This is a genomic window from Nonomuraea sp. NPDC051298, from assembly GCF_055586305.1.
Genome location: NZ_JBVJIM010000017.1, coordinates 97,089 through 116,738, shown reverse-complemented (window position 1 = coordinate 116,738; position 19,650 = coordinate 97,089). Strand labels below are relative to the sequence as shown.

At 69.5% G+C, this 19,650-nt stretch carries 20 protein-coding genes and 1 pseudogene; 9 read left to right on the top strand and 12 right to left on the bottom strand.

What is annotated here, in order from left to right:
• Positions 1–25 precede the first annotated feature (25 nt).
• From ACZ6S0_RS37450 to ACZ6S0_RS37435, 4 genes and pseudogenes are all read left to right on the top strand, one after another.
• Positions 26–424 (top strand): annotated as a pseudogene (locus tag ACZ6S0_RS37450) (helix-turn-helix domain-containing protein); the annotation flags it as partial.
• A 4-nt stretch (positions 425–428) separates the two neighbouring features.
• On the top strand, positions 429–1,052 hold the full coding sequence (locus ACZ6S0_RS37445) for a DUF6461 domain-containing protein (RefSeq protein WP_465924065.1): 624 nt from the start codon (positions 429–431) through the stop codon (positions 1,050–1,052).
• Between the two features lie 556 nt (positions 1,053–1,608).
• Positions 1,609–2,424, top strand: coding sequence for a hypothetical protein (locus ACZ6S0_RS37440; protein WP_465924064.1), 816 nt, complete (start codon positions 1,609–1,611; stop codon positions 2,422–2,424).
• 157 nt (positions 2,425–2,581) lie between these two features.
• On the top strand, positions 2,582–3,538 hold the full coding sequence (locus ACZ6S0_RS37435) for a hypothetical protein (protein WP_465924063.1): 957 nt from the start codon (positions 2,582–2,584) through the stop codon (positions 3,536–3,538).
• Between the two features lie 265 nt (positions 3,539–3,803).
• On the opposite strand, the gene ACZ6S0_RS37430 is transcribed toward ACZ6S0_RS37435, so the two are convergent.
• Together ACZ6S0_RS37430 and ACZ6S0_RS37425 are read right to left on the bottom strand one after the other, a co-directional pair.
• Positions 3,804–4,820: a hypothetical protein gene (locus ACZ6S0_RS37430; protein WP_465924062.1), complete on the bottom strand. Its 1,017-nt coding sequence runs from the start codon at positions 4,818–4,820 to the stop codon at positions 3,804–3,806.
• Positions 4,821–5,103: 283 nt separating this feature from the next.
• Entirely contained in the window at positions 5,104–6,084 is a 981-nt protein-coding gene (locus ACZ6S0_RS37425; protein WP_465924061.1) for a quinone oxidoreductase family protein, read from the bottom strand.
• 123 nt (positions 6,085–6,207) lie between these two features.
• Between ACZ6S0_RS37425 and ACZ6S0_RS37420 the strand changes: the two genes are divergently transcribed.
• A complete protein-coding gene (locus ACZ6S0_RS37420) occupies positions 6,208–6,891 on the top strand; it encodes a TetR/AcrR family transcriptional regulator (protein WP_465924060.1) in 684 nt (227 codons plus the stop codon).
• Positions 6,892–6,956: 65 nt separating this feature from the next.
• Here ACZ6S0_RS37420 and ACZ6S0_RS37415 read toward each other — a convergent pair whose 3' ends face one another.
• The 4 genes from ACZ6S0_RS37415 to ACZ6S0_RS37400 form a co-directional block, all read right to left on the bottom strand.
• The gene (locus ACZ6S0_RS37415) at positions 6,957–7,601 is read right to left on the bottom strand and encodes a hypothetical protein (protein ID WP_465924059.1); all 645 of its coding nucleotides are present in this window, start codon (positions 7,599–7,601) and stop codon (positions 6,957–6,959) included.
• A gap of 270 nt (positions 7,602–7,871) precedes the next feature.
• Positions 7,872–8,057 carry a hypothetical protein gene (locus ACZ6S0_RS37410; RefSeq protein ID WP_465924058.1) on the bottom strand — a complete coding sequence of 62 codons (186 nt, stop codon included), beginning with the start codon at positions 8,055–8,057 and terminating at the stop codon, positions 7,872–7,874.
• 143 nt (positions 8,058–8,200) lie between these two features.
• The gene (locus ACZ6S0_RS37405; RefSeq protein ID WP_465924057.1) at positions 8,201–8,530 is read right to left on the bottom strand and encodes a cupin domain-containing protein; all 330 of its coding nucleotides are present in this window, start codon (positions 8,528–8,530) and stop codon (positions 8,201–8,203) included.
• Positions 8,531–8,590: 60 nt separating this feature from the next.
• Positions 8,591–9,190 (bottom strand): CGNR zinc finger domain-containing protein, encoded by a 600-nt coding sequence (locus tag ACZ6S0_RS37400; RefSeq protein ID WP_465924056.1) that lies wholly within the window; start codon positions 9,188–9,190, stop codon positions 8,591–8,593.
• A gap of 87 nt (positions 9,191–9,277) precedes the next feature.
• Between ACZ6S0_RS37400 and ACZ6S0_RS37395 the strand changes: the two genes are divergently transcribed.
• Together ACZ6S0_RS37395 and ACZ6S0_RS37390 are read left to right on the top strand one after the other, a co-directional pair.
• Complete coding sequence (locus tag ACZ6S0_RS37395; protein WP_465924055.1) at positions 9,278–10,066, top strand: MBL fold metallo-hydrolase; 789 nt, start codon at positions 9,278–9,280, stop codon at positions 10,064–10,066.
• A 310-nt stretch (positions 10,067–10,376) separates the two neighbouring features.
• Positions 10,377–11,636, top strand: a complete 1,260-nt coding sequence (locus ACZ6S0_RS37390; RefSeq protein WP_465924054.1) for an MFS transporter — start codon at positions 10,377–10,379, stop codon at positions 11,634–11,636.
• Positions 11,637–11,693: 57 nt separating this feature from the next.
• Here the strand turns inward: ACZ6S0_RS37390 and ACZ6S0_RS37385 are convergent, their stop codons facing one another.
• Entirely contained in the window at positions 11,694–12,077 is a 384-nt protein-coding gene (locus ACZ6S0_RS37385) for an ArsR/SmtB family transcription factor (RefSeq protein WP_465924053.1), read from the bottom strand.
• A gap of 112 nt (positions 12,078–12,189) precedes the next feature.
• Positions 12,190–13,194: a serine hydrolase gene (locus ACZ6S0_RS37380; RefSeq protein ID WP_465924052.1), complete on the bottom strand. Its 1,005-nt coding sequence runs from the start codon at positions 13,192–13,194 to the stop codon at positions 12,190–12,192.
• 101 nt (positions 13,195–13,295) lie between these two features.
• Between ACZ6S0_RS37380 and ACZ6S0_RS37375 the strand changes: the two genes are divergently transcribed.
• Positions 13,296–15,125 (top strand): zinc-binding dehydrogenase, encoded by a 1,830-nt coding sequence (locus tag ACZ6S0_RS37375; protein WP_465924051.1) that lies wholly within the window; start codon positions 13,296–13,298, stop codon positions 15,123–15,125.
• 140 nt (positions 15,126–15,265) lie between these two features.
• Here the strand turns inward: ACZ6S0_RS37375 and ACZ6S0_RS37370 are convergent, their stop codons facing one another.
• Entirely contained in the window at positions 15,266–16,801 is a 1,536-nt protein-coding gene (locus ACZ6S0_RS37370; protein ID WP_465924050.1) for an MFS transporter, read from the bottom strand.
• A 91-nt stretch (positions 16,802–16,892) separates the two neighbouring features.
• Here ACZ6S0_RS37370 and ACZ6S0_RS37365 point away from each other — a divergent pair, with 91 nt between their 5' ends.
• The gene (locus ACZ6S0_RS37365; RefSeq protein ID WP_465924049.1) at positions 16,893–17,300 is read left to right on the top strand and encodes a winged helix-turn-helix transcriptional regulator; all 408 of its coding nucleotides are present in this window, start codon (positions 16,893–16,895) and stop codon (positions 17,298–17,300) included.
• A 28-nt stretch (positions 17,301–17,328) separates the two neighbouring features.
• On the opposite strand, the gene ACZ6S0_RS37360 is transcribed toward ACZ6S0_RS37365, so the two are convergent.
• The 3 genes from ACZ6S0_RS37360 to ACZ6S0_RS37350 all read right to left on the bottom strand — a co-directional run bounded on the left by ACZ6S0_RS37360 (position 17,329) and on the right by ACZ6S0_RS37350 (position 19,590).
• Positions 17,329–18,063 (bottom strand): SDR family NAD(P)-dependent oxidoreductase, encoded by a 735-nt coding sequence (locus ACZ6S0_RS37360; protein ID WP_465924048.1) that lies wholly within the window; start codon positions 18,061–18,063, stop codon positions 17,329–17,331.
• A gap of 209 nt (positions 18,064–18,272) precedes the next feature.
• Positions 18,273–18,962, bottom strand: coding sequence for a hypothetical protein (locus ACZ6S0_RS37355; protein WP_465924047.1), 690 nt, complete (start codon positions 18,960–18,962; stop codon positions 18,273–18,275).
• A 25-nt stretch (positions 18,963–18,987) separates the two neighbouring features.
• Complete coding sequence (locus tag ACZ6S0_RS37350; RefSeq protein WP_465924046.1) at positions 18,988–19,590, bottom strand: RNA polymerase sigma factor; 603 nt, start codon at positions 19,588–19,590, stop codon at positions 18,988–18,990.
• Between the last annotated feature and the right edge of the window lie 60 nt (positions 19,591–19,650).

Sequence of the window (19,650 nt, the reverse complement as noted above, 5' to 3'; positions counted from 1 at the left end):
CGGTGGCGGCTGAGAGAACGCTCCCGTCCGCACCAGGCACGCCGAACGCCGCTCCCGGCAGCGGAAGTCGGACCCAGCGCAGCAGGCCCTACTGGTCCTGGCCGATTTGCGCAATGGCGACACCTACGCCCGCCTGGCCGCCGGTTTCGCCGTGGGGACCACCACGGCCTGGCGCTGTGTTCGCGAAGCCGTCGATCTCCTGGCCGCCCTGACCGATGACGTGGTCGGCCTGATCCACGCCTTGACCAGCACCGGCGTGAAGACCTTAGGCGCGGGCGGCACGATCCGGACTCCGTTCAAGCGGCATCGCCATCGGCCCGGGGCGACCGCGCTCGTGCAGGCGATCCTTGTGCCGCAATTCGCGGAAGAAGGCCGCTACAGGATGAAATGGCTCTTGTTGTGTCGGTGGGTGCTGGGAGCATGACGGGATGATCGCGACTCCTGACGACTACTCCTGGCTCTCCCCCGAGCGCTTCCCCGGCCTGGCGGATGCCTATTGCTTCACCTACGTCCGCGGCCTGACGCCTGAGGAAGTGGTGAACCGGCTCGGCGTCCGGGTTGAAGACTGCTCTCGCGTGACGCTTGATGAGCTGATCTGGCGGGAAACCTTCGGTGCCGTCGCCGTTGGAGACTGGGTACTCCTCGTCGAGGCCTGCAGCGGGCTTGGCATCACCGAAGAGATCATTATGCCGCTGTCGGCGGGCACCCGCCTCGTCTCCCACTTCTACCTCGACGTCGACGGCATGGACTGCTTCTACTGGATCGACGACGGAAAGATCCGGTTCGAGTTCGCGCACCAGGAAGGTTATTCCCACTGGATCAAAGACGGGAAGCTCCAGTTCATGTTCAGGCACCATGAAAGCTACTCAGAGGAGATGCCGGACGAACTCGTAGAGATTCTGGAGCGGATCGACTCCCCCGTCCACCCGATCGCCGATCCCCACGAAGGGCCGGCGTTCCTCCTGGCCGAGCACCTCACCGGGATCACGATGACCCCGCGACTGCTGGAAGAGTCCACTTACCTGTGCGGAGTCGTTCCCGGGTCGAGGTGAGCGGAACCCGCCCTCCGCGGGCCTGCCGTACCAGGCCGTCAGGATGAAAAAGCGTCACCGTTTAGGCCGTCATCGCCGAAATTCAGGGTGAGGGGCCATGGAGATTCCGGACAGCCGTCTTACGGGCGTAGCCCATGCGACGGTTTGGGGTCCAGGAAGCGCCCTGACTCGTCAGAGGTGTGGTTCGAGCCGCAGTCACCGCACACCCGGCGAATGCGCGGGGGCGGAGGACCCGTTCCTGGCCGATCGGATCAAGTCCGCGCAGCGAGTGGAGCAAAAGCAGCGCAGCCGCTGACGCCGCCCAGCCACCTCCTGCTTTCTTCCTCAGGAAATCACAGGGTTCACTTCTGGGTGGCCGTTCCACACCTCCATGGAATCTGGGCAGCATCGCGCGGCATGGCGTCCCAGGTAGGCTTTGGCAGCCGCACCGCTTGTCGTCATAGGGAGAGATTTGAAGTGTCATCCGATGGCCGCCATCGCGTGCATCACAGCCCTTTTAGGTGTCGCGTCCGCCTGCAGCGCACCGAGCCCGTTCAGCCCGCCACAATCCCGCCCCGTGAAGAATGAGTCCGACCTGGTCCTGCCGCTGGACGCCTACGATCTGACGTCCGAACAGCGCTCGACGGTGCAGACCGCCCGCTATCTCCTGATAGAGCGATGCGTGGCCAGGTTCGGGCTGGATTTCAAACCGCACAACACCAAGCCGATCTCCTATCCGAAGAACGCGTCCTACCTCGGCTGGCTGGGGGCAAAGAAAGTCGCCGAATACGGCTACAGCGGCCCTCCTGGACAATGGGAGGAAGCCGCGGCCGCCGTTTCCGGCATCCGCGGGTACGTCATTCCGGCGGAGCAGGACGCCGTTCACGTCGGCACCGTGAAAACGTACAAAGGTCGTGCCGTTCCTTCGGAAGGATGTGACGGCCGGGCGCAGCGCAAGCTCAATGGGAACGCTCCCGGCCCGGACGGCAAGGCGCCGGCCAAGCCACACATCTACAAGAACCTCTACGTCCTGATGGACGACGCCGCGATGGCCGCGTACAACCACCCCCAAGTGCGGGCCGCCGGCTCGGCATGGAGCGAGTGCATGCGTGCATCGGGCTTCACCTACCCGGACCCGCCGGCCGCCGAGAGCGACAAGCGATGGGCCGGGCGAGGCGGGCAGGACAGCGCGTGGCAGCCACCCGGCAAGGACGAGATCGCGGTGGCGGTCGCCGATGAGGCGTGCCGGTTGAAGGTCGACTACAGCGGCGCCCATAAGCGCGCCTACGCGTCGGCCCAGGAAAAGATCATCGCAGCCAACCACCCCGCCCTCGACCGCTTGTCCGATCTTCTGAAGGTGCGCTACGCGAACGCCGCCAAAATCCTCCCTTGACCTGATTTCGATGCTGTCCGCGCACGTGGAGTCGGAGGGTGCCGGAAGACGGCAAACGTTTACGGTGCGGCCATCCAAGATCACCCGACTGGTTGCCGATGATCTTTATTTTTGCGGCGTTTGTGCAGTTCTCTCCCACCCACGTGGAAGGACATCCATGCGCATTTCCGCTCGGGCATTCGTCGTCACCTTAGCGACGGCCCTGGCACTCAGCAGCGCGACCGTGGCAGGTACCCCGGCCATCGCCGCGCAGGAAGACCCTGCCCTGGCAGCCCTCACCCAGGTGGTGCCCGAGATCGTCGAGGAGGCCAAGACCGTCCCGCCGACCGAGATCCCGGATGGAGACGTCCAGCGGCCGTTCGGCATCGCGACGGACCCCGACCGTACGCTGGTCGCGACCGTCAGCGAGACCGACATCGGCATCGGCCTGCCTGAGGCCAGCGGCGCGGGCAACCAGCCGCTGCCCGGTCTGGTCACCTACGCCGCCAACCAGCCCAGCGTGGCCTACGCCCACCAGCGCACCGGTCAGATCGCTCGCGCGTTGACGATCATCAAGGACTCCTCGGCACCGACCGAGTACCGCTTCCCGATCTCCGCGCCCGAGGGCTCGATGCTGGAGGTCGAGGAGGACGACGGCACGGTCCTGATCTACAACAACGACTTCTACCTCGCCGAGATCGACCTGCCCTGGGCCAAGGACGCCAACGGCAACCCGGTGCCGACCTCGTACCGGGTGGAGGGCATGACGCTCATCCAGACGGTCAGCCACGCGGGCGCCGCCTACCCCGTGGTCGCCGACCCCGCGCTCAAGCTGCAGTGCGAGTGGTGGAAGGCCATGTGCCGGCTGATCTTCTCGAAGAGCCTGACCAAGAAGCTCTACAACGCCTGGTTCGTCGCCGGCGTCGCCGGCGCCATCGAGGCGATGAAGGGTGCCTGCGACAAGCTCAAGGGCAAGGCCAAGCTGATCTGCAAGATCGCCTATACGGCGGGTGGGGCCTCGGCCATCTACAAGGTCCGGGAAGCCGCCAGGAAGAACCAGTGCTTCGCGGTCCGGTTCCAGGCTCCAGGCATCGTCTGGTACGAAGTCCGCTCGAAGAGCTGCCAGAGCAAGTAACCCCCTGCGCCTTCGCGACGCCCTCGCCCGTTTCGGCGAGGGCGTCGCCTTTTGCGCACCTCCTCCCGAGAACCCATGCCTGCCTTCCCGCCACGGACCTCTCCCGTTGGGCTTGTCCTCCCGCTTCTCCCACCGGCCGCCGGGTCGTCCGCGCGGCTGTCGGGGCGGCGTGTCGAGGACGCCCGTACCGGGACCGGGCGCGAGTCGTGGATTCCGATCGATGTCGCCGCCGGACAGTCCAGCGGTTTGCCGGTGCCGTGGAGGCTCAGAAGTCGATGAATCCGTACAGCGCGAGATGGTTCGACTTCGTGCTGCCGACCGTGTGGTCGATGGTCGACGGCCGGACGGCGCCCTTGACGAAGAGGTAGTCGATCTTTCTGGAGCCCATGGTCGCCTTTGCTCCGTAGCCGGTCAGGCCGAACGCGCCGAGCGTCGTGGCGGCGATGTTCGTGCGATTCGCGTCGATCCCGATCACGCGGATCGTTGACGCGTTCATCAGGCTCGTGGCGTCCGTGCCGACGTGAATGCCGGAGCCGGCGATGCCCGTGTTGCCCGCGCCAGCGCAGGCGTTCCCGCCGTTCTGTTCCGGGAGGTGCATGGTGGCGGCGAAGACGGTCGTCCCGGTCTCCCTGATCGTGAATCTCGCCGCGAGGGCGCTGGTGCGCTTCCACTTGTGTTCGTTGGTGGTGCCGTCGTCGTTGTTCGGCGGCTTGTACAGCGTGCATCCGGCCCCGCCGTTGTACGGCGTGCCAGGCTTCAGCCAGCCCGCGCTCCAGTATTTGGAGATGTCGCCGGCCGCGAGACTCAGCGTCCTGGTGTTGTAGATGATCCCGTTGGTCTGCCGCTTCTTCAGGTCGCCGAGCGCCTGCTGGCTGCATTTGTGCGAACTGCCCCACTCCTCGGGGTCGTCCCAGGCCACGAGTGCCCTGTAGGTGCCCGCCGGATAGCCGAACTTGGCTCCGAGTTGGTCGGCGTACGCCGTGGCCTGTCCGGTGCCGCGTACCTGTTGCACGATCAGGAGATCGGGAGCCTGAACGCCGGAGGTGCCCGTGTTGCCGTTGTCGTCGACGAGCATCGACGTGAGGTGGTCGGGGCCTGAGATCCGGGTGCACGTGCCGTCGGCGTTGTTTCTCACCAGGTTCTCGATGTTGTTGTTGTAGACCCGTAGGATCCGGTCCGCCGCGGAGGTGGGTGCTTCTCGCGTCTGCGTGATCGAGGAGGTCGGGAGTAAGGCGGCTGTCGCGAGCGCTACCGCGCCCAGCGAGGGGAAAAGGGGCGACATTATCGAAGGGTAGCCCTGCTCGCCGGGCTTGTCCCGAGCCGATGATGTTGAATCGCGGACCTGGCGACCCGGCCTGGAGAAGCGTAGGGCCAGCGGTAAGGGGGCTCGGCGGTGACGTCGATCGAGCGGACCGCCTACTCGCAGTTCGAGCGCCTGACCTCGGCACGGTGCCGCACTCGGACCGCGCGGCTCCGGCGATGGGACTCCGGGACCATGTTCGCCTCGGGCAACTGGCGGCCCTCCGCTCCCGAAGGTGAGCGGGCGATCGGCTCGTCCCGCCGGATCAGACAGCCAGAACGATCTTGCCGAAGGTGGTGCCGAACTCCAGCAGAGTGTGCGCGGCCGCGGCTTCGTCCAGCGGGAAGGTGCCGTGCACCACCGGCTTCAGGCGGCCTTCCCGCAAGTCGGCGAAGACGAGTGCGAAGGTCTCGGCGGCGGTCTTCGACGGTGCGCTGCTGAGACTGAGGGTCGAGATGGTCCAGGACTGCTGGAAGTTCGCGAACAGTGCCATGCCGAAGTCGGGGGTGGGGGCGCCTGCGGCGATACCGCTGATCACGTATCTGCCGTTCGGGCGGAGCAGGGGGATGAAGTCGGCCGTGTCGGAACCGGCGACGATGTCGATGACGGCGTGATAGCGGCCGTCCGGGCCCGGGTCGACCGCCTCCAGGCCCTCGACTTCCGCGGCCCCCAGGTCGTACAGCCGCTGCGCGACGGACCGGTCGGGAACGGAGGCGATCACCGTCGCGCCCCGAGCGGCCGCGAGCTGGGTGGTGAGCACGCCGATCCCGCCACCGGCGCCTCGAACGAGCACCCGCTCGCCCGCCCTGAGGTCGGCCCTTTCCAGGCTTGCCGCGGCGACCAGGGAATTCACCCCGAGCGCTACCGCGTCATGGGACGAGACATCCTCTGGCAGTGCTACGAGAGATTCGACGGGCACCACGGCGCGGTCGCTGTAGCCGCCGCCGTGTCCGGTCGGCGCGAAGACCCGGCGTCCCACCCACCCGGCGTCGTCCTCCGAACCGACCTCGACCACCGTGCCCGCCACCTCCAGACCGGGTACGAAGCCGGCGCCGACGTCGGGCTTGGCACCCTGCCGGATCAGAACGTCGACAAGGCCGACCCCGGCCGCTTCCACCGCCAAGACGGCCTGGCCCGGCTCGGCGGTCGGGTCCGGCCGGTCGACCAGCTTGAGGTTCTCCGGACCACCGAAGTCGGTGATCTCTACTGCACGCATGATGTCTCCTTGTGGCGTTTTGCCGCGCATGAAAGGGGAGGTGCCCGCCGGACAACGAGGCTCGGACGTCCTCGGTGACCCCGATGCCGCGGCACCTGAGCAGGCTAACCCGCTAAGCGGATGACCTCTTCCATTTGTGGTTAAGTGAGAGACATGCCTGCTCAGCCGTCTCGGAACCCGTCCTCGTCCGCCTCCGAGACCCCCGTCCGGGGGCAGCGAGCCGATGCCCGGCACAACCGCGCCCGGCTCCTCCAAGCCGCCCGCGAGGCGTACGCCGTCAACGGCACCGACGTACCCTCCAGCACCATCGCCCGCAGGGCCGGCGTTGGCGCCGCCACCCTCTACCGGCACTTCCCGACCCGGGGCTCGCTGATCGCCGCGGCCTTCTCCGAGCAACTCGCCGAGTGCGTCGCCACCTTGGACGAGGCCCTGCGGGACGACGATCCCTGGCGCGGCCTCTGCTCCGCCCTCGCCAAGGTGTGCAGGATGCAGGCCGAAGACCGCGGGTTCAGCGCCGCGTTCCTCGAGGAGTCTCCCGACGATCCCGACCTCCGTCGCGAGCGCGCCCGCGCCGAGACAGGGCTCACCCAACTGGTACAGCGTGCGAAGAACACCGGGCAGTTGCGCAAGGACTTCGATCCCAGCGACGTCACCCTCCTGCTCCTGGCGAACAGCGGCGTCGTGCGGCAGTCGCCGAAGGTGTCCCTGGCCGCCTCTCGCCGCCTGCTCGCCTACTTCCTCCAGTCCTGCCGGGCCACGGACGGCGCGCCATCCCTGCCGCAGCCCGCACCGCTCCGCCTCGACGACCTCTACGGGCCGCCACACCGAACCGGCTGACCGGCGACTTCCACCTGGGGCGCGCCCCCACCCGCGACTTCACCGAGGCTGGCGATGGCCGGGATTTACCCGTCCTGCGGGGTTTCCGGCCAGTACGGGACCGCCCGCTGGGCGGCGTCCGCGATGGCCGCGCCGTCGAGTTCGACGATGCTCAGCTCGATACCGCCGACGGGCCACTCCACAGCGAGTTCGAAGCTCTCCCTGGGAGGCGAGGGCCAGAGCCACAGCCCCATGGTCATGACACCTGCATCCTCGTCACCGCTGCGCATGGACATGCCGGGGAACAGCGAGGACAGCCGCGGGCCCGGTGGTGGAGCCTGCGGGAGCTGTGTTCTGTCCAGACGTTGTCCGACGGTGGTGGCCTTGGCTCCGTCGGCGAAGCGCACGCCGAACCGTAGCAGTTGGTCCGGCAACGGCCGATCGGCCCTCACCCCGGTGACCATATGCGGGAACACGGATAGCTGGAGGGCCTGGAAGTCGTCGGGAGAAAGCGTCTGGCGCCTCATGACGATGTCCACGTTTATCAGGCAGCCAACGCTGAACGCCTGGATCGTTGGCAAGGTAATGGCGACATTCGGGGTGCGGGCCAGCGCCAGTCCGCTGACCATCACCGCACCCATCTCGTCCGCCGGCGGAGCGGACCAAACAGGCAGTCGGGGCTTGGGCTGGCGAGCCGATTCTTGCTGAGCCGGAGGGGGTTCGAAGAACATATTTTCACCATACGGCTCATGGAGATGGCTCCCTAGAAGAATGGGAAAAGCCACTGCTGCCACCGGTACGCCGGGAACGCCCGCGCAACACCGTGAAACGGTGTATCAATCGGATCAAGGAATGGCGTGGGCCAGGCTTTCCGATTCGACAAGACTCCTGCAGGCGACCTCGCCGGCATTCATCCACGCGGAGCCATCCTGTGGGCCCGAAGGCTTCAATCCATCTGAAGATCCGAAGTCCGTGCAGGTCCGAGGGGCGCATTCGGCCGATCAGTTCACCGACCAGGCGTATTCGAATTCGCGCAGCTCAAAACGGCACATCCGCTCGTCTGTGCGGCGTGCGCCGTGTCGTTCGTAAAAGTGCTCGCGTGTTCGCACTGAGCACCTCCAGAGCCGTTCTCGCCACAGCGTCAACCGGTCGTCGGTCAGGGGTCCGTTCAGGAAGTTGTCGGGCATGATCCCCGCATACGCCGAACGCCAACTGTTCAGCAGAAGCATTCCATACGGGAATGGGCCGGGGACGCGGGAGGCCCTGAGCGATGACCCGCCAAGCTGGATGATCAGCGCCGAACAACCTCATGATCTGCCTCGTAAAGGCCCTAGGGCTGCGGGATCCCGGAATACGCGGGGCCGAAGAAGACCAGGGTGACCAGGTCTTCTGTGATGTCGTGGAATCGGTGCTCTTCGCGGGCCGGGATGAAGAGGGTCGTCCCGGGGCCGACCTCGATGGTCTGGCCGCCGGAGGTGAAGGAGCCGCGTCCTTGCGTCACCACGTAGATCTCATCCTCGTTGTGCGGCGACTGTCCGTCCATCGCGCCCGCTGGGATGGAGTACGTGCCGAAGCTGAGCGCGGGCACGCTCAGGTGCTCCACGAAGTCGGCGGACCCGTCCGCCGCAGGTGTGAATTGTCCGCCCTTGAGGATTTCCACGACCCTGATCCTTGCATAACGGGCAAGTTCGGCATGCACCGGCAAGACGGTCAGGGCGGCTCAGTCCGCCTTCGACTGGGTACGTCGGGCGTAGGCGCGGGCGGCGCGGGCACGGTCGCCGCAGCGTACGGAGCACCAGTGGCGGCGGCCGTGGCGCAGCAGGAAGCGGTTGCAGGAGGTGGAACCGCAGGCGGTGAGGCGCTCGGCGTCGGGGCCGGTGAGGAGGTCGGCCGTGTTGGCCGCCAGGATCGCAAGAGCGCGGTCGAGGATCGCGTTGGTGGGGCACGGCGCCGCGCGGTAGGGGCCGTTCTTCTCGTCCCAGTACAGCAGGGCGGCCGTGGGAGCCCCGCTCAGCGCGTCGTTGACGGCGGACAGAGCCGCGGGCAAGGCGGGCAGCCCGGCGACCCGGGCGGCGAACAGTGCCCTGACGTGTTCGCGCAACGAGCGTAGCTGCGTCGCGCACATGTCCTGCACCCCGGCATCGGCCGGAGCGAGGCCGCGTTCGGCGAGCCACCGGTTCGTCGCCGCAGGGGTGCCGAGGAGATCGATGAACTGCCCTCCAGGCAGCGCGATGGCACTGTTGACGAAGTCGAGGGCGAGGTAGGCGTCCGCCCCCGGCGCGGGCGGCAGCACAGACTCGGCGGTCGGGGGCTCGCTCATGACTCTCATGGTACGGCTTGCGCTCATCCGTGAGACACCGCTACCGTCCTTCACGGATAAACCGCTTCCCATCCGTGAGGTTCCTCGATGCCCGGCACCAGCGCGTCCACTCAGCAGATCCCCGTCCGCGTTCTCGGCGGCCCGACCGCCCTGTTCGAGTACGGCGGCCTGCGGTTCTTGACCGACCCGACGTTCGACGCTCCCGGCGAGTACCACGTACCGGGCGGCAAGCTGACCAAGACGGCGCCCTCCTCCGCCGAACCGGCCGTCCTCGGCCGTATCGACGTGGTCCTGCTCTCCCACGACGAGCACCCCGACAACCTCGACAACTCCGGCCGGGCACTGCTCGCCGACGTCCCGCTCACCCTCACCACACCCGGGGGCGGGCAGCGCCTGGGGAACGGGGCCAAGGGCCTGGCCGACTGGGAGTCGATCGAACTGGACCGCCCCGGCGGCGGCACGATCACCGTCACGGGCGTGCCCGCCATCCACGGGCCCGGCGCACGCGAGGACGTCGAACCGATCACCGGCCAGGTCGTCGGATTCGTCCTGACCGGGGAGGGCCTGCCCACGGTCTACGTCAGCGGCGACAACGCCTCGCTCGACGTGGTCAAGCGGATCGCCGAACGCTTCGGCCCGGTGGAGACCGCCATCCTCTTCGCCGGGGCTCCCCGCTTCCGCGTCCTCTTCGACGGCGCGCTCATCGTCCTCGACAGCACCCAGACCGCCGAGGCTGCCAAGATCCTCGGCGCCCGCCGGGTGGTGCCTGTCCACTACGACAGTTGGGCCCACTTCACCGAGGGCCGGGACGAACTGGTGGCCGCCTTCACCGAAGCTGGGCTGATCGACTGCCTGGACCTGGGCGTCCGGGGCTGACCGCGCAGCCCCGGACGCGCGAACCGATGCCTCGGCAGGGCCGGTCAGCTCGCCGCCTTCACCGGCTGGGCCTGCCACACCGTTGAGGGCGGTGCGCTGTCGCGGCACATCCGGTGGGGATCGAAGCCAAGTCCCGGCCGCCCACCTCGTCGACGCCTTCCGAATCCGGCCTCGCCCCAAGGCTCGCCGGCCGTGTGACGCTGCTCCGCCGGGCCGGTCCTTCGTCCTGCCGACCTCACCTGTCGGAACCGCGCCGATGGCGGCGTCCGGCCGGGTCACTGCCTATCGAATTCATGAGGACTCTCTCGTCATGACTACCGTGCCTGCCCGGATCGAGGGCCTCCCGCGCGTTCAGGCGCAGCGCCGTACCCTGATCGTCCTGGTCACGGCTCAGGTACTCAGCGGCGCCGGGCTGGCGGCGGGCGTGACCGTCGGCGCCCTGCTCGCGCAGGACCTGCTCAGCTCCACCAGCCTTGCCGGTCTGCCCAGCGCCATGGGCACCGCCGGCTCCGCGCTGGCGGCCTTCGCCGTCGGGCGGGTCTCGCAGGCCCGCGGTCGCCGCCCTGGCCTCGCCGCCGGGTATCTGGCCGGGGCCGTGGGCAGCGCGGGCGTCATCGCTGCCGCCGTCGCCGGCAGTTCCGTCCTGCTGTTCCTCTCTCTGTTCTGCTACGGCGCGGGCCTGGCCACCAATCTGCAGGCCCGCTATGCCGGGGCCGATCTGGCGATCCCCGCGCGCCGTGCCCGGGCAGTGTCGACAGTGCTGGTCGCCACCACGGTGGGCGGCGTGGTGGGCCCCAACCTCGCCGCACCCACCGGCGACCTCGCTCTCGCCCTCGGCATCCCCTATCTGGCCGGGCCGTTCCTGCTCGCCGGCATCGCCTACGCGCTGGCCGCCCTGGTCCTGGCCGTCTGGCTGCGCCCCGACCCGCTGCTGCTGGCCCGCGCTCTGGAGGCCGAACGCACCGCCGTGGCGTACGCGCAGCCGGGCGACACCAGCGGCCCTCCGCCAACGGCGGTCGAAAGGCTCCGCCTCAGCGTGCTCGCCGGCGCGCTGGTCATGGTGCTCACCCAACTGGTCATGGTCGCGATCATGACCATGACGCCCGTCCACATGCACGACCACGGCCACGGCGCCGCCGCCTCCGGCCTCGTCATCGCCATCCACCTCGGCGCGATGTACCTGCCGTCGCCCCTGACCGGCTGGCTCGTCGACCGCCACGGCCCTCTCACGATCGCCGTCGCCTCCGCGCTGGCCCTGCTGGCCGCCGGAGTCGTTGCCGCCAACGCCCCCGACGACTCCGTCGTCCCGCTCGCGGTGGCCCTCGCGCTGCTGGGTCTGGGGTGGAACCTCGGCCTCGTCACCGGCACCGCGATCATCACCGACGCCGTCCCGCCGACCACCCGCGCCAGCACCCAGGGCCTGGTCGACGTCTCCGTCGCCATCGCCAGCGCCACCGGAGGCATGGCCTCGGGCCTCGTCGCCGGAGCCGACTACCCCCTTCTGGCCATGGGCGGCGGCATCCTGGCGCTGGGCATCGTGCCGGCGGTCGCCGCGGCGCGCAGCCGATGAGCGCCGGTCTCGGGACGGCACGCGGGTGCGAGGACAGCGACGCCGTACCCCTGCACCTCAGCGAGGATCCGCCGGAGTGCCGGAGCGCTCGACCACGTCGGTCGCGGCGGCGGCCAGGGCCAGTACGGGGAAGATGACGTGTGGCGGCACCCGGTAGACCCCACGCTCCGGCTGCTCGACCAGTCCGGCCGAGGCCAGCGTCTTGAGATGGTGATAAAGCTGGCCTGGGGAGGCGAGCGCCAACTCGGCCTGCAGGTCGGCGACCTGTTTGGGCCCGACGACCAGCAACCGCAGGATCTCGAAGCGCGCCGGGTGCCCGGCGGCGGCCAGCACGGTGGCCAGCGGCCCGGTCGGCTGCTGAAGCAGCCATCCGGGACTGCGGGTCACCTCCCACATCCAGTGGTAGTCACCGAGCCTGGCCTGCCCGCCGTAGGTGATCACGCCGGTGTCGTCGCCGACCGCCGGTGGCTCAGGGGGGTTGCGCGCGGCCTCGAGGGCGGCGACCCGCGCCTCGAGGTCCCGGAGCCGCTCGTCGGCACTGGTCAGGGTTGCCTCACTTCAATACTGCCCGGACCTTCTCCAGGAAGGCGGAATCCGTTGCCATCCGCGCGATGAACTGCTGATGAGCATAGCTGCGAATCCCGGAGTACCAGGTCGCCTCGGGCAGTCGCCTGAGTGCGAGGACGGTCTCGCGCGGCTTCTCGCCCGGTCGGACGGTGTACATGGCCTCGCTGATGACGCCGGGCATGGCGCCGCCCTTGGTTCCGATGAGGAGTTTGCCGGGGTCGGCGCCGGGCTGGCGCATCGGCCATTCCAAGTGCCGGCTGGCCGTCTTGTCCTTCCTGAGCCCGGCGAGCACTTTGTGCAGAACGGCAGGTTCGATGCGGCTCACGGTTGCGCTCCAGGCGGCCTGCCGGGCGAAAGCGGGGAGCGTGAGCTGCACCTGCTTACCGGCCTTGACGTAGTTCTTCAGGCAGACGTCGGCGGGCTGCGTGCAGCCGCCGAAGGCGCGTAGCATCTCGCCGGTATAGGAGCCCACGTGAGTCTGCGCGATCTTGCGTAGCGCGCCGGGGCCGAGCCGGTCGCGCAGCAGGTCGGCGGCGGCGTTGTCACTCTCCTCGATCATGGCGGAGACGATCTGGTCGAGCGTGGCGCTCGCACCGGGCTTGAGCCGCTTGAGCGCCGCCTCGTGGGCACCGCCGTCGGTACCGGGCAGGTAGTAGGCGTTCCACAGGGCCGTGGGGACGCGTTCGTCCGGCTTGACCTTTCCCTTGCGAACGGCGTCGGCGTAGGCGGCGAGATGGGTGATCTTGACGGCCGACGCCACGGGGGCGAGGCGGTCGGCGTTGTGACTGATGCCCTGCGTCACCAGCGCGACGTCGTCGGGATGAGCCTCGATGTAGGCGAGTACGGACTCAGCGTCCTTGAGGTCGGCGGGGACGGCGGCGGCGCTGGTCGCAGGGGCCGCCAGCGCCGTGATCAGGAGCGTGCTGAGGATGGATGACATGCCCCGATTCAACCATAAAATCGAAATTCCGGAAAATCGAAAGATGCTCATCCCCCAAACGTCGTGCCATCCGGGGGATCACCCGGTAGGCAGGCAAGCTTCGAGGCTCGGAAGTTGACCTCTGCTTTGGTTGAGGTTGCACACTGCCAGGCATGAACATCGTCGAAGTGACCCGGTTCGGCGGGCCGGACGTGCTCCGGCTCCGCCACGCCCCCGACCCGACCGCAGGACCCGGCCAGGTGGTGATCGACGTGTCCGCCGTCGACGTGATGTCCCTGGACGCGCAGTTGCGCGGCGGCTGGGGCCGCGAGTGGTTCGGCCACGAGCCTCCGTACGTGCCCGGCACCGGTGTGGCCGGGATCGTGTCGTCGGTCGGCGAGGGCGTCGACGCCGCCTGGAAGGGGCGGCGGGTGGCCGCGCTGCTGCCGTCCGGGGGCGGATACGCCGAGCGGGCCGTGGCCGACCTGGCCACCACCGTGGCGGTTCCTGAGGCGTTGCCGATGAGCCGGGCGGCCGCGTTGTCGCAGGTGGGACCGGCGGCGTTGAGCCTGGTCGAGGCGGCGGAGCTGAAACCTGGCCGGCGGGTCCTGGTCACCGGGGCCGGCGGGGCGCTCGGGCTCGCGCTGGTGGAGCTGGCCGTCAGGGCCGGGGCCCACGTGGTGGGAGCGGCGCGCGGCGCCGCCAAGCGTGAACGCGCGCTGGAACTCGGCGCGGCACAGGCCGTGGACTACCCCGACGTCGTCGCGGGTGACTCCTTCGACGTGGTCTTCGACGGGGTCGGCGGGCAGGTGGGGGCCGACGCGTTCGCGATGGTTCGGCGGGGTGGGGTGTTCTTCGCGTACGGGGTGCCCAGCGGCGGACCGGCCGTCGTCGATCCCCTGGAGGCCGAGCGGCGTGGCGTGCGGGTGGTCGGGATGGAGCAGGTGCAGTTCTCGCCGGAGGAGTTCCACCGGCTGGCCACGCGCACGATGGCGGCCGGGATCACGCCTGCGATCGGGCTGGCCGTACCCCTGGATCAGGCGGCTCGCGCGCACGCCGCGCTGGAGGCGCGCGAACTCGTCGGCAAGGCGGTGCTGCTGGTCACCGCGCGGGCGGTGCGCTACTCCGAGCACGGCGAGGCCGACGTGCTGCGCGTGGACGAGGTGGCGATCCCGATTCCCGGGCCTGGGCAGGTTCGCGTGGCGGTCAAGGCGGCCGGGGTCAACGCCGTGGACTGGAAGCTGCGCGGCGGCCTGTTCGGCCCGCCGCCGGAGGGGCCGACGGGCACGGGGATCGAGTTCGCGGGCGTGATCGACGCGATCGGGCCGGGGGTGACGGGGTGGCGTGCGGGGCAGGCGGTGATCGGGCGGGGTTCCGGTGCGCTGGCCGACTACGTGCTGGCCGTACCGGATGATCTGGCGGACAAGCCCGCGGACCTCGGCTTCGCCGAGGCGGCGGCGCTGCCGGTGGCCGTCGAGACCGCCACCCGGGCGCTCGGGCTGCTCGCGCCCGCGGCGGGGCAGACGTTGCTGATCCACGCGGTCGCGGGCGGCGTCGGGCTGGCCGCCGCGCAGCTCGCGCTCGCCGCGGGTCTGAGAGTGATCGGTACGGCCGGCGTGGCCAACCACGACTTCCTGCGCGAGCTGGGCGTACGCCCGGTGAGGTACGGCGAGGGGCTGGAGCGGCGCGTGGACGAGCCGGTTCACCTGGTTCTGGACGCCTCCGGGCGGGAGGTGGCAGAGCTGTCGGTCAGGCTCACCGGCGATCCGGACAAGGTGGTCACCATCGCCGATCCCTCGGCGAGCCGGTATGGGGTCCGCTTCTCCAGCGGATCACACCATCCCATCAAACTTGCCGAAATTTCGGGACAACTGGCTGCGGTGCGGCTGCCCATCGCCGCCGAATATCCGCTCGACCGGGCCGCCGAAGCCCACCGGCTCAGCGAGAACGGCCACTATCTCGGCAAGATCGTGGTGACCACCGGAGCGGACCTCCCGCGATAGCGGGCGCCCTGGGAGCAGGCCGGAAAGCTCGGCGCGCCCGCTCCCGCTTCCGCGTGACCGTCGTGTCGGCCTGTCGTCGCCCACAGTGGCTGGGGCCAGGACCGCCGGGAGACTCACTCGTCCTCGCCGGGCGGCCGGGGTCAGGACGCGCGGCGTACGCGTACGCGGTCGCGTTCGCGGAGCAGGAGCGCGGAGAGTCCCGCCGTCACCGTGAGAACCACGGCGGCGATGGCCAGAATGACGGTGAAGCCGTGGTCGAAGGCGATTCTGGCCGCCCGGAGGAGGGCGGCGCCGGTGGCGTCGTCCAGCCGCGCGGCGACCGTGATGGCCGCGCCGAGCGATTCGCGCGCCACGGTGTCGTCCTGAGGGCGGAGCCCGGGCACGGCAGGCAGGGCCGTCCGATAGAGGGACGCGAGGGCGGTTCCCAGAACGGCGATGCCGAGCCCGGCCCCGAGCTCGAACGACGTCTCCTGGATCGCGGCGGCCTCCCCGGCTCGTTCCGGGCGAGCCGCCGACATGATGATGTGAGCGCCGAGCGTCATCACCACACCTGCCCCCACCCCCGCCGCGATCAACGCGGAGAGCGCGTCCGCACCCACCACCGCCAGTACGGCGAGCGCCGCGGCGAACGCCCCCAAAGACACCGTCACGGCTGCCCGGAGCCCCAGCCGCCCCGCCACCCAAGGTGCTCCCGTCGCCCCCACCGCGTTGGCCGCCGCCAGCGGCATGAGCACCAGCCCGGCACTCACGGGCGAAAGGCCCTCGACGAGCTGGAGCCACTGCGTCAGAAAGAACAACAGTGCGGTATAGCTCCCGAAGCAGCACAGGACGCCGAAGACCGCGACGCTGAAGCGGCGATCGGCGAACAACGACAGGTCGAGCAACGGCCGGCTCACCCGCAGTTGCCGCGCGACGAACGCCCCCAGCAGCACGAGCCCCGCAGCCCCCAGGACGATCGTCATCACGGCCCCCTCGCCGCCCAGCCGCTTGAGCGCGAAGACGACCATCGCCAGGCCGGCGGCGGAGAGGACGGCGCCCCACAGATCCCATCGACGCCGCACGGGGTCCCTGGACTCGGGGATCAACCGGCGGCCACCGATCAGGACGAGGACGACCACCGGCACGTTGACCAGGAACACCGCTCCCCACCACCACCGCTCCACCAGGACGCCGCCGACGACGGGACCGATCGTGGCGCCCACGCTGTGGGCGGCCGTCCACAGTCCGAGCGCCACCGCGCGCTCACGCTCGTCCGGGAACACCGACCTGATGACGGCCACCGTGGACGACATGATCATGGCCGCGCCCACGCCGAGCAGCATCCGGGCGCCGATGAGCTGCACCGCCGTACTGGAGAACGCCGCGGCGGCCGAGGCCCCGCCGAAGACGGCGAAGCCCGCCGACAGCACTCGCCGCCGCCCCAGGCGGTCTCCCATCGTCCCGAAGGTGACCAGCAGCGCCGCCACGGTGAGCGAATAGACGTCCACGATCCACAGCAGCTCCGCGGGGTCCGGCATCAGGTCCCGGGTGATTCCGGGTACGGCGACGTGCAGCACGGTGAGATCGATACCGACGAGCAACAGGCTCGTGCAGAGCACGGCCAGCACCGCCCATCTGCGGGGATGGCCGCGGGCGGGTTCGGCGGCACGCGGATCGGCGCTTTCGTCGAGGGGCATGCCATCAGCTTCGTCACCGGGCTGCCGAAGCGGCAAGTACGGTCATTTTTGTGCTGTAGTGTCAATCTGTATACCTATGGAGGTAACCGGCGTGCGCAGCGACCTCGATCAGCTACCGGAGCACTGCACCGTCGAGGTGGCCATGGAGATGCTCGGCGGTCGCTGGAAGCTGGCGATCGTCCGTAAGCTCCTCGACAGGACGCACCGCTTCGGCGAACTGATGCGCGCCATGAACGGGATCACGCAGCGGATGCTGACCAGGCAACTCCGCGAGCTGGAGGCCGACGGACTGGTCGCCCGTACGGCCTACCGCGACGTGCCGCCCCGGGTCGAGTATTCGCTGACCGCCACGGGCAGGAGCCTGGAGAAGATCGTCCTGCTGCTCGACGAGTGGGGCACGTGGTACCTCGCCTCGAACCGCTCCCAGGAAGAGACGTCCGGCGACAACAAGATCGCCTCACGCTCCCCCTCGGTATCGGACGTTCCCTCGGCGGACTGACCGGGGCGGCTCCCGGCTGGGGCGAGGTTCAGCCCACTGGTCCGCCGGCGACGTAGACGACCTGTCCCGAGACGAACCCCGCCTCCGGGCTGACCAGGTAGGAAGCGGTGTGCGCGATGTCCTCGGGCTGCCCGACCCGGCCTACCGGAATGGACTCGGCCGCCCTGCGCTGGAACTCCTCGAACTCCATGCCGAGCCGCTGCGCCGAGGCCCTGGTCATGTCGCTCACGACGAAGCCCGGCGCGATGGCGTTGGCCGTGACGCCGTACCGTCCGAGCTGGATGGCCAGCGACTTGGTGAAGCCGATCAGCCCGGCCTTCGCGCTGGCGTAGTCGACCCGGGCGGCGTCTCCCACGGCGGAGATGCTCGACATGGTGACGATGCGTCCCCACCCGGCCTCCATCATGTACGGGACGACCGCGCGGGTGAGAAAGAAGGGGCCGCGCAGGTTGACTCCCAGGACCAGGTCCCACTGCTCGGTGGTCATTTCCACCAGATCTGCGCGCGGGCCGACGCCGGCGTTGTTGACGAGCACCGTCGGCGGCCCCAGCTCGGAAACCACCCTCGCGACGGCCTCGCCGACCAGGCCGGCGTCGGCGACGTCGGCGGCCAGCGCCAGAGCGGTGCCGCCCTGGCTCCTGATCGCCTCGACGGTTCCGGCGCAGTCCGCCTCGTCCAGATCGATGACCGCCACCGCCAGGCCGTCCCGCGCCAGCCGCTTGGCCACCGCGGCACCGATGCCACGAGCCGCCCCGGTCACCATCGCCGTTCTCTTCGCGGAGGAAGAAGCTGTATGTGTCACGTGACGAAGTCCATGCCATTCGGGCCCGGCGGACAATTGATGAAGCGCCCAGCTTAATGATCAGGTTCAGACTCGATGACCCCATGGGTCCGCGAGCGGGGGTTGTTGCCGACCAGCCCGGCGCGCGGTGCCCGGCGCGCCAAGCGCCAAGCCCCGCGCACCGGGCACGGTCAGGGCTGGTTCATCATGACGAGATACACCGATCTGGTCTGCTGATCCATGCCGAAGGTGGCGCATTTGCCGCCTTCCGCGCTCGGCTCGACCCGCACTTCCCACCCGTGCAGGCCCTTTGCCGCGAGAACGCCGCGCACCACGGAGACCGCCTCCTCCTTGGGCACGCACCTCCTGAACCGAGCGATCAACTCGTCACGTACGGCGCGCACGCCGATCGCCTCCGCCCGCTCGGCGGGACCCGCGTCGCGGCTGGCGCGCAGCCCCAGAGCCGCACAGGTCTCCTCCCCACCAGGGAAGACTCCGACGGGTCCCCCATCGGTCAGGCAGCTCACCAGGGCGGGCGCCTGGCTGACGCCTTCCACCATGGCTCCCTCCCGCCACAGGTCGGCGCACGTCTCCACGGGATCCTCGTCACGACTGCTGACGACGGCGGTGTCGCCCCGGAGGCTGGCGGTGCTGTAACAGGCGACGCTTTCGGTGGTGGCCGCGCCGCCGCCGTCCCAGACCTGGCCGGCCACGGCGGCTCCCCCCGCCGCGATGGTCACCACGCCGGTCAGCGCGGCCAGCCAGCCCGCTCGCCGGGAGAGGCGACGCCGGGGCCGGGAGATCTCGGCCACGAGGTGCTCCCGCAGGGCAGGTCGACGGGCAGCCGGGAGATCCCGGTCGGGCCAGGGCGGTAGTGTCATGTCTCCTCCTCTGACAGCGGCAGCGTCATCCGACGCTCCCCCATGCTTCGGCCTCACCCTGTTCGTGGCCGTGGGCGACCTCGAGTTCCCGGAGCCTGCGGCGGGCCCGGGAGAGCCGCGATCGGACCGTCCCCACCGGGATGCCGAGGGCGAGCGCGGCCTCGGCGTAGCCGAGCCCGTCTCCCACGCACAACGCGATCACGTCCTGGTCCGACCGGGGCAGTCGGTTGACCAGGGCCAGGATGCGACGCATCGTCCGCTCGTCGTCCAGCCGTCCGGCGACGTCGTCGGCGTGGTCGGGCTCCGCGGTCTGGGTGGGGAGCCGGTCCAGCGCGCCCCGGTGGCGGCGGCGTGACCTGTTCTGGTTGCGTACGACGTTGTTGGCCACCCCGAGCAGCCAGGGCAGCGCGGATTCCCTCTCCAGGCGGATGGACCCACGGCGGCGCCAGGCTTCCAGGAACACCACTGACGTCAGATCTTCCGCGGTGGCCCAGTCGGCGGTCCGGTGGAAGCAGTGGTTGTACACGGCTTGGGAATGGCGGTCGAACAGCAGACCGAACGCTTCCGCGGTCTGCTGATCCCATAGGACGGCGTCGCTCGGCTCAGGGCCGGGTGGTTGGTGGGTCACATCCCGTCTGTGTCCGTCCGGGGCGGCGAGTTCCGGCGTTCCGGGCTCCGCTTCTCGGTC

Coding starts and splice junctions, on each gene's coding strand:
- ACZ6S0_RS37445 (WP_465924065.1), top strand. CDS start 429: ATGATCGCGACTCCTGACGACTACTCCTGGCTCTCCCCCGAGCGCTTC.
- ACZ6S0_RS37435 (WP_465924063.1), top strand. CDS start 2,582: ATGCGCATTTCCGCTCGGGCATTCGTCGTCACCTTAGCGACGGCCCTG.
- ACZ6S0_RS37430 (WP_465924062.1), bottom strand. CDS start 4,820: ATGTCGCCCCTTTTCCCCTCGCTGGGCGCGGTAGCGCTCGCGACAGCC.
- ACZ6S0_RS37425 (WP_465924061.1), bottom strand. CDS start 6,084: ATGCGCGGCAAAACGCCACAAGGAGACATCATGCGTGCAGTAGAGATC.
- ACZ6S0_RS37420 (WP_465924060.1), top strand. CDS start 6,208: ATGCCTGCTCAGCCGTCTCGGAACCCGTCCTCGTCCGCCTCCGAGACC.
- ACZ6S0_RS37415 (WP_465924059.1), bottom strand. CDS start 7,601: ATGTTCTTCGAACCCCCTCCGGCTCAGCAAGAATCGGCTCGCCAGCCC.
- ACZ6S0_RS37410 (WP_465924058.1), bottom strand. CDS start 8,057: ATGCCCGACAACTTCCTGAACGGACCCCTGACCGACGACCGGTTGACG.
- ACZ6S0_RS37400 (WP_465924056.1), bottom strand. CDS start 9,190: ATGAGCGAGCCCCCGACCGCCGAGTCTGTGCTGCCGCCCGCGCCGGGG.
- ACZ6S0_RS37395 (WP_465924055.1), top strand. CDS start 9,278: ATGCCCGGCACCAGCGCGTCCACTCAGCAGATCCCCGTCCGCGTTCTC.
- ACZ6S0_RS37390 (WP_465924054.1), top strand. CDS start 10,377: ATGACTACCGTGCCTGCCCGGATCGAGGGCCTCCCGCGCGTTCAGGCG.
- ACZ6S0_RS37380 (WP_465924052.1), bottom strand. CDS start 13,194: ATGAGCATCTTTCGATTTTCCGGAATTTCGATTTTATGGTTGAATCGG.
- ACZ6S0_RS37375 (WP_465924051.1), top strand. CDS start 13,296: ATGAACATCGTCGAAGTGACCCGGTTCGGCGGGCCGGACGTGCTCCGG.
- ACZ6S0_RS37370 (WP_465924050.1), bottom strand. CDS start 16,801: ATGCCCCTCGACGAAAGCGCCGATCCGCGTGCCGCCGAACCCGCCCGC.
- ACZ6S0_RS37360 (WP_465924048.1), bottom strand. CDS start 18,063: ATGGTGACCGGGGCGGCTCGTGGCATCGGTGCCGCGGTGGCCAAGCGG.
- ACZ6S0_RS37355 (WP_465924047.1), bottom strand. CDS start 18,962: ATGACACTACCGCCCTGGCCCGACCGGGATCTCCCGGCTGCCCGTCGA.